The sequence below is a fragment of the Ancrocorticia sp. genome, assembly GCF_052089425.1.
GTDB lineage: Bacteria > Actinomycetota > Actinomycetes > Actinomycetales > Actinomycetaceae > Ancrocorticia.
In genome coordinates this window covers 8930-19517 of record NZ_JBQCZW010000013.1, presented here as the reverse complement: position 1 = coordinate 19517, position 10588 = coordinate 8930, and the positions used below count along the sequence as shown (strand labels likewise).

Below are 10588 nucleotides of genomic sequence, written 5' to 3'. Positions count from 1 at the left end.
CCCGCCAGCTGAGGCCGAAGCTCCAGAAGCGCTCGCGGCGTCTCCACCGGCCGGCTTCTGCGCAGGCGGACTCACCACGCCCATGACCAGTTCGGCCACTTCTTCAGCAGTGCCCGCCGCCCTCAGCGAATCAACGAATCCGGGACGCACGAGCGCTCTGGACAGCTGTGCGAGCAGCTTCATGTGGGCGGAGCCAGATTCGTCAGGTGCGGCGATCCCGATCACGATATCGGCCGGACCGTCCTTGGCTCCGAAATCAACCGGCGTTGCTAGACGGAGGAATCCGAGTGACGCCTCGTTCACTGCCTCGCTGCGGCAGTGCGGAATGGCGATTCCTCCGGGCATACCGGTGGCAAACTTTGATTCACGGTCAAGCATGGCCGCTTCCAAGCCGTCTTTTTCGGCGCGACCGGTGGAGGCAATAACATCAGCCATCATCCCGATGGTGGCCAGTTTATCGCCGGGTGGTTCTACCCCGAGCCGTACAAGCTCGGGAGTGATCATGTCAGACATCTTCTTGTCCTTTCAGTTCACGTACGGCGTCCACGTCAGGGTGTACTTGCTCCGGGCGTGGAATGGTTGTTCCTGGTAGTGATACGGCAACTGAGCCATATGCGGTGGCGTAGGCGAGGCGCTCGGGACCGGACAGCCCGCGGGCTTTCGCGATAAGGTACCCGGCGGTGGCGGAATCGCCAGCACCAACCGTGGAAATGACGGGAACATTGACGGGCGGCGCAAACCACACGCCCTCGTTGGTGGCCAGAATGGCTCCAGCACCCCCGAGAGTCACCAGCACCTCACCGATGCCTTGCGCGTTCAGTGCCAGCGCGGCCTCTCGTACGTCCGACACATCGCCACGGCCAGCATCTTCTTCAAGCTTGATACCGTCGCGCCCGGTGAGTTGTCCCAATTCCTCCGCGTTTGGCTTGATGAAATCGGGAGCAGCGCCGAGAGCTCCGTCCCCGCCACCAGCTCCGTCCCTGCCACCGAACTCCTGTGCAAGAGCCACGAGTGGGGCGTCCGATGTATCCACTCCCACCCACGCTCCCTTGTCCCGAAGCATGCGAACTAGCCGCGCATACTCCCAGTCCGGCAATCCCGGTGCCAGAGATCCGGACAGCATGAGCGTATCCCCGGGGCCTACGGCGTCAATGAGTGTGCGCTCAAGGTCTGCCACTTCCTTCGCAGAAAGTTCCTGACCCGGTTCATTCACCTTGGTGGTGACGCCGTCCCCCAACAGAGTGATATTGGTGCGAACCCGCCCGTTGATTGGGCTGGTCCGGCACGGGAGCCCTGATTCGTCCAGCAGCGCCAGCAGTGGATCGTCAGGCGCGCTCTGGAAAACCGCGAGCGTGTCTAGGCCAGCCCGCGCCACTCCGAACGCCACGTTGATTCCCTTGCCGCCGGGTTGGACTTGATCGGTCTCTATGCGATGAACTCCACCGGGCACCAGTGCGGAGCCCAGAGTCACCGTCCGGTCCAGCGAGGGGTTTGCCGTCAGTGTGATGATCATACGCAGATCACCTCGATTCCTTGATCCTGTAGATGTTCGATGTAATGGGGAGATAAGCCGGTATCGGATACCAGCACGTTGATTTCGGCCACGCGCGCGAAGCTCGCGAAGTGATGAGTGCCCTCCTTGGAGGAATCGGCCATCATCACCCGAAGTTCACTCTGACGGATCATTGCCGTTTTAACCGCAGCTTCCAGCGGATCTGGAGTTGTGAATCCAGCATCGTCCATGCCGTTGCATCCAAGGAATGCAATATCGGGATGGTATCCGCGCAAGGTATCAACCGTTGAGGACCCGACTGCCGCATGTGACAGTTCGCGTAGATGCCCCGGGAGTATGTACACCTCGTGGCCCCGATCCAGCACGGCTTGGGCGATAGCAAGAGCGTCCGTCACGATAGGTCCGGCGCCCTTGGGCAGGTGAGGGACGAGCGAACCCGTGGTGGACCCAGCATCAATCGCGATGGTTGCCTCCGGGCGCCCTTCCAGAAGCCGGCTAGCCGCCTGCCCGATACGGCGCTTTGCTGCGGTATTGGTCCGAAGCCGCGTCAGCAGATCGGGCTCATTGGCTCCAACTGCGGCGAGGACAGCTCCACCGTGAACCCTTCGGAGCGCGCGCAGCACGCCCAGATGATCCAGATCCCTCCTGATGGTTTCAGCAGCTACGTTGTGTTTCGCAGCCAGCGCCGTCACAGAAACTTCTCCGCTCTGGCGCAACTCATCAAGGATCAACTGGTGACGTTGTTCGGCATACATCGCACCTCCAGTGTGCCAAGCATTCTAGGCTCCAATACCCAGAAATTCGCGGCTTTGCTACCTCTTGATTGTGAGAATACCGCAGTACCACAGGCATTCCCACAGATTTTCAATGTGGGTTTATGTGAGTTTCCAACATCCCGCTAGGCCAATTGTGATCCAGATTACCAGTCGGCCGTTAGGTAGAGCGAGCGCAGGGCCAGTGTTCGCCACGTAGCCCCGCGTTCGCCAAGTACACGTAGCCCCGCGTTCGCCAAGTACACGTAGCCCCATGTTCACCACGTAGCCGCGTTCACCATGTAGCCGCCCGTTCGCCACGCGTGCCCTCTGTTCACCAAGAACGCACAACCCACGGGCACCATCACCCCGCACCATCTAATAGGATGGACTCCACCAATCTCCACACCTCAAGGAGCCCATCATGGAAGAACTCAATCGCGCATTGATCATTGTGGACGTCCAACCAACGTTCTGCGAGGGCGGCGCCCTCGGCGTTGATGGGGGCAATGCGGTGGCCGATAAGATCGCCGATTTTGTCACGAACAACGTAGATGAGTACGCCTTCATCGCCACCACGCAGGATTGGCACGTTGATCCGGGCTCGCATTTTTCCACGAACCCAGATTTCGTGGACACGTGGCCGCCTCACGGGGTGGCCGGCACAGCGGAGGCCGAATTGCATGAGGCGATCGCTTCGCTCCCCATCGATGTGGAAGTAAAGAAGGGCGAATACGAGGCCGCTTACTCCGGTTTCGAGGGTGTTGACGCCAATGACGAGGGCCTCGAATCCATCCTTCGTGACGCCGAAATTCAGGCGATCGATGTGGTGGGTATTGCCGAATCCCACTGCGTGAAGGAGACCGCGTTGGACGGCCTCAAGGCCGGATGGCCCGTTCGGGTTCTGTCCGATTTGACCGTTCCCGTTTCGCCGGAGCAGGGCGAGGAGGCGCGCACGGATATGGACGAAGCGGGGATAGAGCAGATCGATTCATCCGAGGCGTTCGGCTTTTACGAGGAGGGGGTGGACGCCGAGATTCCGGGCGATGACGGCTCCGATCCGTTTGATCAGTTCCTTGAGCGAGTTGATGATGAGGAGTCCGAACCGAGCGTAGAAGATGATTACGACGACGGCGATTTCTCTCTCGATACCGACGGCCCATCAAACGATGATGAAGAGAGCGCAGATTTGGCCGATCGCATCAGGATGGGCCTAGCCCCGCTGGCCGGAACACAGGAAACCGGTGATGAGCCGAGCGATCAGGACACCACTGTCATGGCCGTTGAAGACGAATACGATCTCAGCGAGTTCGACGATCTGCCGGATATCGACGATGAATCAATTGACTTCTCTGACGAGGTTTCCGAGGATGATTTCGACTTCCGGGATATCGACTCGGATCCCCGGCTCTCATAGTCCCGCTCTGGACCGGTTATGGCGCGGTTGGACCGGGTATACCATGTCCAAGGCGCACATAAGTAGTCCACCTGCAGGTTGAACAGGTGTGAATCGGCGGGTTCCAGAATCTAGGGCGCAAAATGTGGGTTAGCGAGGGCGCTTGGCAATCGCCGCTTCGTACAAGTCCTTCTTACGGAGCCCGTCACGGTTAGCCACGTGTGCAGCCGCGTCTTTCAGGCGCAGCCCGGCGGCCTCTAACGCCATAACCTCATCAACGGCACCGGCGAAATCCGCCGCCTGAGGATCAGCGCCCGCAATGACGATGGCGATTTCGCCCAGAACATCCTCATCGAAGTAGGCCGCGAGCGCTCCCAACGAATCACGAACAACTTCCTCGTGGGTCTTGGTGAGTTCACGGCACACGCATGCCTGACGGCCGCTGCCAAATGCCTCCACCATCGCGCTCAGCGTGGCGGGCAGGCGCCGCGGCGATTCAAAATACACCATCGTGCGGGGTTCTGCGGCCACAGCGGCAAGCGCCTTATCGCGTTCGCCCGGCTTACGAGGAGGAAAGCCCTCGAAACTGAATCGGTCAGTTGCCAGCCCCGAGGTGGCAAGAGCCGTCAGTACCGCAGACGGCCCGGGAACCACTGTGACGCTCACACCGGCCTCGCGAGCACGGGCCACGAGCCGGTAGCCCGGATCGGATACCGATGGCATTCCCGCATCCGTCACCACAAGGACGCGCTGGCTTCGCGCCAGTTCGAGGAGGTAGGGGCCGCGCTCAGATTCGTTATGCTCGTAATAGGAGAGAATGCGTGCCCGAGGTTCTAAGCCGAGGCGCGAGGCGAGGGTGAGGAATCGCCGCGTATCCTCCGCGGCGATCACATCGGCGTGTTCGATCTCTTCTCTCAGGCGGGGCGAGGCATCGCCATCGTTCCCAATGGGTGTGGCTGCGAGAACAATAGATGGCTCCATGCCCACTACTTTCCCACACGTAGGTAGAATCCGCGACGTGAGCAACTCGAACCCTACCGGCGCAGACCACCCGGAGAACTCTGACGCAGCAGCACACGCGAACCTGTCAGAAAGCCCGGGCAACGGCGATGGTGACTCGGGTGCAGCCACACCCACCGGCTTGGTAGCGCAGTCTGGTCCCGATGCTGGAAACACAGAACATCGCGTGTTGACAGAAATGGTCACTCTGTCTGAGCCACGGGCCGCGGCGTGGGAAGAGGAGCTTCGCGGGCGCTTGGGCGTGATCGGCAGGCTCCCGCGCACCTTGACCATCCGTGGCTGGATCGCTGCCGCGATCGCGGGGCTGATTGCCTTCGTCACCCGTTTTTGGAACCTCAATCATCCACATGCTCTCGTGTTTGACGAAACCTACTACGTCAAAGGAGCGTTCTCCCTCCAACGTCAGGGCTTCGAGGGCGTGTGGGACGGCGACAATGTGAACGATCTGTTCCTCCAAGGTGATTACTCGCCGCTTTCAGCCGTCGAGGGCGATTACGTGGTGCACCCGCCACTCGGCAAGTGGCTCATGGCGATCGGCCAGATGCTGTTCGGCGAAGATACGGGCATGGGTTGGCGGTTCACCACGGCGTTCTTCGGCGTCGCCTCCGTCATGCTGCTGGTGTACATTGCGATGCGGCTGTTTCGCTCGCCGTTCCTTGCCGGATTCGCCGGGGTGGCCATGGCGCTGGACGGCATGGGAATCACCCTTGCTCGCGCAGGAATTCTGGACGGTATCCTCGCGTTCTTCACGCTAGCCGGCTTCGCCACTCTGCTCCTCGATCGCGATGATTCGCGAGCCAAGCTGGCTCGCCGCACTGCACACGGCAGGCTGCGCCCCAATGGCACACCCACTGACACGTGGGGCGCACGCATATGGAGCAGGCCGTGGATGATGGCAACCGGGCTACTTCTGGGTATGGCCTGCGGCGTCAAGTGGTCAGGGATCTACGCCGTGGCCGTGTTCGGGCTGATTGCCTTCGCGTGGGGCGCAAGCGCCCGAAAGGTCGTGGGAGCCAAACTCTGGTTCGGGGCAGGCGTGTTCCGCGAGGGTATCCCGGCTTTCATCAGTCTGGTTCCCGTGGCCTTTCTGACCTACATCGCGGCATGGATCCCGTGGTTCGCCAATACCAACGGGTACAACAGACAGTGGGCACAGTCCGCACCAGCCGCCGAGATCCCCATATCGTGGGCTCCTGACGCCGTGAACTCTCTGCTGCACTACCACGGCTCCATGTGGACCTTCCACAACAGCCTGAGCAAACCCCACGACTACCAATCGCAGGCGTGGGACTGGCTCATCCAGGCCCGCCCCGTTTCCTTCTTCTGGAACGGAGCGAGCGAGAATCCGCCGGGCTGCGGAGAATCCGGCTGCGTTCAGGCCATCACCTCCGTGGGCAACCCGGTGATTTGGTGGCTAGGCATCGTTGGCCTAGGCATCCTCATCTGGAATGCCGTTCGCAATCGCGATTGGCGCGCATGGGCCATCTTGGGCGGGTACATGGCTCTGTGGATGCCCTGGCTGGGGTATACGGGGCGCACCATCTTCCAGTTTTATGCCGTTGCCGTCCTTCCCTTCGTGGTGCTCGCCCTGACCTATGGGCTCGCCTATCTCACGCGCACGCTCGGACGCCCCCGCATCCAGCGCCTCGTGTGGGAGGATCTGGAAAGGGTGACGGATTCTGCGCGCAGTGATGGTGGGAGAGGGGAAAACGCCGTCGTCGTCGAAAAAAACGACGAACCGGACCCTCTCTTCGCCCGCTTCGCACCAGCACCCGAACACACGAAACCGGCGGCCCCGTGGTGGTATCCCCCGGCCACCGACCGCGCCGGATACGTTGCCGTGGGCGCGCTCACGGCCATGATCGTGGCGGCGGCGATCTTCTGGATGCCGCTGTGGTGGGGAAGCACCGTGTCCCATTCGTACTGGAATCTGCACATGTGGTTCCAATCGTGGATCTGAGAAGCGAATCGGACCTTCGTCCCGAAACGATGTATCCTCTATGGAGGCCATCACATCAGGCTCACACCAATCCAACGAAGGAGGCAGCATGACTGACGTCGTGTTCCACATTGATGAAGACGCCCGCTGGGAACAGCTTCTCAACAATCTTGAATACTATTCGGCAAACTTCGGCGAGACATCGAAGATTGAAGTTGTTATCAACGGGCCAGCAGTTCGTCCCTTCAATGGCTTCGATGTGAACCCCGAACGAGGCAAGCGCATCCGCGCCCTCGCTGATGCTGGTGTTCGCTTCACCATCTGCGCGAGTTCACTGCACAACCGCCAAATCGGCGAGGAGAACATTCCCTCCGATTTCATCGCAATCGTTCCTCAGGGGATCGCCGAGCTGGTGGCGCGTCAGGGAGACGGATTCGCCTACATCAAGCCGTAGGGCACGTCCGCAATCGGCACTCGCGCAATCGGCACGTTCGGCGCTCGCGCAATCGGCACGTCCGCGACTCGACAACTCGACAACTCAACAAAGTGTCCGGCAGCGCACAATGGCGTTCGCTGCCACCTTAATCGTGAGTTTTCAGCGGAGTGATGCGGTTTTCTCTCCCGCTGTTTGACTGCGCAGATCCGACTTCAGGTAGTTCTCAGGAAACTTCCTGAATTCACCACACGAGAGAAGGTTTGATCCTAGGTAGAAATTACGACAGCCTTGTTGTAATAGGGGGCTAGGCATGAACTCACAAAACTCTGATCCGCAGGGTGGATCAACGCAGAACAACGGCTACAACGGGCCGCAATACGGCGCCGCTCCCGATCCGGGTACAACACCCTTCGGGCCGGCAGCAGGTGCGGGCAACTCATACGAAGGCCAGTTCTATCATCAGGCAACTGGGGCCGGCGGCGGGCCGGGGCATGGAACCTACGCGGCCACCGATGGGACAGGGAGCGCAAACAGCTCCGCTGGCAGTGCGCATTCCGCCCAAGGCGCCGGGCCTTTCTCGGGGCCTAACGGCTCTTCTGCCTACCGCGGCATGTACGGCAGTCCGATAGGTGCGGGCGGTTCTGGTGGCCCGGGTGGTCCCGGAAGCTTTGGCGGAGGCCCCGTTCCCGGGTACTTCGGTCCCCCTCTCCAGAAGCCAAGGCAGCGATGGTCAACGGCGCTTCTAGCAATCACGGCAGTCCTCTCGCTAGTTCTCGGCGGGGCCATTGGCACCCAGTTGGACAATGTTCTTCAGGGCGACGATACGGCCGATCCGGGTACGTCGGAGCAGCAAGCGCCTCAGCAGGGCCCATTCCAGAGCCCTCAGCCAGTTGATCCCAACGCCACACAGCCAAGTATTGACGCTGGGGAGAAGGTTGAATCCGCTCCCGGCGTGGTGCTGATCAACACCTTACTGTTCAACGGCGCTGGTGCGGGCACCGGCATGATTCTGAACTCAGACGGGCTTATCCTCACCAATTATCACGTGGTGAGCGGCTCCGAGACTGTCACAGTATCCATTGCGGATACGGGTGAACAACATGAGGCTGAGGTGCTGGGCCATGATGCGACCCGCGATGTGGCCGTCCTGCAGATCACGGACGGATCTGATTTTGACACCGTGTCCATCGGTGATTCAGACCTTGCCAAGGGCGATGCGGTTTCAGCAATCGGCAACGGGTCCGGTCAGGGTTATCTCACCGAGCTCTTGGGTGAGGTGACAGGCTTGGACCAGACAATCACCGCGATGGACGAAATGTCCCCCTCCTCCGACGGTGAGGTGCTCACCGGCCTCATCGCCACGGATGCAGACGTTGTCCCTGGCTACTCTGGCGGCCCGCTCATGAACGAAAACGGCGAGGTTGTTGGCGTGACTACCGCAGCCTCGCAGGGCAACACATCCGAGCAGGTATCCGGCTACGCCGTACCAATCGCCACAGCCATGGACATCGCGGATCAGATTACATCCGGCGATGTCACAAGCGACACGATTGTTGTTGGACGTAACCCGGCCCTCGGAGTCACGGTAGCTGGCGGGAATACGGCCGGCGCCGAGATCGTGGAAGTACTGGAGGGTTCAGCAGCCGCTGAAGCCGGCGTCAAGGAGGGTGACACTGTCACAGCGCTCGATGGCAAGGCCATCACAGATCCCGGAACTCTATCCTCGCTCGTGAAGGAATACAGTATCGGCGACACTGTCACGCTTGATGTAACCGGTGCAGATGGCACCGAACGTCAAGTGGATGTGAAGCTCTCAGAGTCCACTGTGAACTGACACGAGTCTGAGATTTAAGGAAGTGGTTGGGGTTCTCGCGCGGTGGCGTGAGGGCCCCAACCTTTGTGGGAGTTATACGGACGACACCTTGCCGTAACGGATGCGAACCGTGGAATCCGCCAGCTCCTGAGCGTCAACCGGATCGTGGGTCACCAACACGGCCGTTGCTCCAGACGTTGCTAAGCGGCGGCGCAAGAGTGCCCTCACGTGATCTGCGCTTGATTCATCCAGCCCCGCCATCGGCTCATCGAGCAGAACCACATCTGGCGTGACGGCCATGGCCCTCGCTATGGACACTCGCTGAGCCTGACCACCCGAAAGCTGGTCCGGACGGCGGTCAGCTAGTTCCTTGCAGCCCACTTCCGCGAGCTCGGCCAGCGCTCGCTGGGATGCCACGCCTCGCTTGACTCCTGCGGCGCGCAAGCCAAAGGTCACGTTCTTGGCTGCCGTCATATGCGGGAACAGCAAGGGGTTCTGCTGGAGAATGACGATTCGGGGCTGCGAGGTTTTCGCGGAGCCAGAGGCACTATCCTCACTCACGAACTTGACGCCGCCACGATCAGGCGTGAGCGTACCGGCGATGATGCCCAACAGCGTGGACTTTCCCGCACCGTTTGGTCCCATGATTGCGGTGAGTTCGCCAGCTGGGAGTGAAAGCTTCAGATGAACATCGCGCACGTTCACGCTGGCGTCAACATCGATCCGCGGCCCAGGTCCCAGAGGGCTGCGGCGTGGCTTGGATACAGCCCTGCGATCCGGGCCCTCGTCCAGATTCTGCAAAGTACCGTTGTTTGGTGCCGTGGCAGGATTCTGCTCCGCGGTATGTTTCTGCTCCGCGGCACGTTTCGGATCAGCACCGCTTTTCGCCCCTGCCCTGTCATCTGTCTCCCCGCCATAAGTCTCGGCGTCCTGAGGACGGAACCGGTTCGGACGCTGTGAATCTCCGCGCTCATGGTGGCCACCCGGCAGGCGCGCCGCGAAAGAATTCGCCGCCAGCAGCACCACGATGGCCAGAACAATGAGAACAACGGCCAGAGCCAGCGCTTCTTCGGTCTTGGATTCACGCTGGAGGTAAATGGCCAGCGGCATGGTCCGCGTAACGCCTTGGAGCGAACCCGCGAACGTGATCGTGGCGCCAAACTCCCCCAAGGCCCGGGAAAACGCCATCGCCAACCCTGAAACGAAGGCGGGCAGCATCATCGGAAGGCTCACCTGAAAGAAGATGCGCGTTCGGGATGCGCCAAGTGCTGCTGCAGCCCTCTCATAGGCAAAACCGCGCGAACGGATTGCCCCTTCAAGTGACGTCACGAGGAACGGCATAGCCACGAAACTCTGGGACATCACCACAGCTATCGTGGTGAACCCAATTTCAATGCCCATCACCGAGAGGCTGGAGCCGATCATGCCGTTTCTGCCCCACGTCATGAGAAGTGCAAGTCCCGCAACTACCGGAGGCAGCATCATCGGCAGCGTAAAGACTGTGCGGATGGCGCGCGCCCACCACGTATCAGGCATGTGGCCTAGTGCCACTGCCAGCGGGGTGCCAATCACCGCGCACACGACGGTTGTGACCACACACGTTTTGATGGAGAGCGTCAGAGCATCCATGCTCTCCGGTGAGGAAATGAGCTCCCAGAATTGCGGCCAAGGAGTTCGGGCAAGAATTGCCACGAGCGGCAGCAACAAGAAGAGCGCACC

9 protein-coding genes are annotated in these 10588 nt (G+C 60.7%); 4 read left to right on the top strand and 5 right to left on the bottom strand.

Features of this window, described 5'->3' with window-relative positions; genetic code table 11:
• The 3 genes from ACTHV6_RS05950 to ACTHV6_RS05940 all read right to left on the bottom strand — a co-directional run.
• Positions 1–513: PTS sugar transporter subunit IIA (locus ACTHV6_RS05950; RefSeq protein WP_441386366.1), on the bottom strand; the 513-nt coding region annotated here is incomplete at its 3' end.
• Positions 506–1513 (bottom strand): 1-phosphofructokinase family hexose kinase, encoded by a 1008-nt coding sequence (locus tag ACTHV6_RS05945; RefSeq protein WP_441386365.1) that lies wholly within the window; start codon positions 1511–1513, stop codon positions 506–508. The genes ACTHV6_RS05945 and ACTHV6_RS05950, both read right to left, overlap by 8 nt.
• On the bottom strand, positions 1510–2268 hold the full coding sequence (locus tag ACTHV6_RS05940) for a DeoR/GlpR family DNA-binding transcription regulator (protein ID WP_441386364.1): 759 nt from the start codon (positions 2266–2268) through the stop codon (positions 1510–1512). The genes ACTHV6_RS05945 and ACTHV6_RS05940 overlap by 4 nt, the downstream gene beginning before the upstream one ends.
• A gap of 421 nt (positions 2269–2689) precedes the next feature.
• Here ACTHV6_RS05940 and ACTHV6_RS05935 point away from each other — a divergent pair, with 421 nt between their 5' ends.
• On the top strand, positions 2690–3682 hold the full coding sequence (locus ACTHV6_RS05935) for an isochorismatase family protein (RefSeq protein WP_441386363.1): 993 nt from the start codon (positions 2690–2692) through the stop codon (positions 3680–3682).
• A 129-nt stretch (positions 3683–3811) separates the two neighbouring features.
• Here ACTHV6_RS05935 and rsmI read toward each other — a convergent pair whose 3' ends face one another.
• Entirely contained in the window at positions 3812–4642 is an 831-nt protein-coding gene (rsmI, locus tag ACTHV6_RS05930; RefSeq protein WP_441386362.1) for a 16S rRNA (cytidine(1402)-2'-O)-methyltransferase, read from the bottom strand.
• Positions 4643–4679: 37 nt separating this feature from the next.
• Between rsmI and ACTHV6_RS05925 the strand changes: the two genes are divergently transcribed.
• The 3 genes from ACTHV6_RS05925 to ACTHV6_RS05915 all read left to right on the top strand — a co-directional run bounded on the left by ACTHV6_RS05925 (position 4680) and on the right by ACTHV6_RS05915 (position 8890).
• Positions 4680–6641 carry a dolichyl-phosphate-mannose--protein mannosyltransferase gene (locus tag ACTHV6_RS05925; protein WP_441386361.1) on the top strand — a complete coding sequence of 654 codons (1962 nt, stop codon included), beginning with the start codon at positions 4680–4682 and terminating at the stop codon, positions 6639–6641.
• 88 nt (positions 6642–6729) lie between these two features.
• The gene (locus ACTHV6_RS05920) at positions 6730–7074 is read left to right on the top strand and encodes a DsrE family protein (RefSeq protein ID WP_441386360.1); all 345 of its coding nucleotides are present in this window, start codon (positions 6730–6732) and stop codon (positions 7072–7074) included.
• A 292-nt stretch (positions 7075–7366) separates the two neighbouring features.
• Positions 7367–8890 carry a S1C family serine protease gene (locus ACTHV6_RS05915; protein WP_441386359.1) on the top strand — a complete coding sequence of 508 codons (1524 nt, stop codon included), beginning with the start codon at positions 7367–7369 and terminating at the stop codon, positions 8888–8890.
• Between the two features lie 72 nt (positions 8891–8962).
• On the opposite strand, the gene ACTHV6_RS05910 is transcribed toward ACTHV6_RS05915, so the two are convergent.
• Positions 8963–10588: ABC transporter permease (locus ACTHV6_RS05910; protein WP_441386358.1), on the bottom strand; the 1626-nt coding region annotated here is incomplete at its 5' end.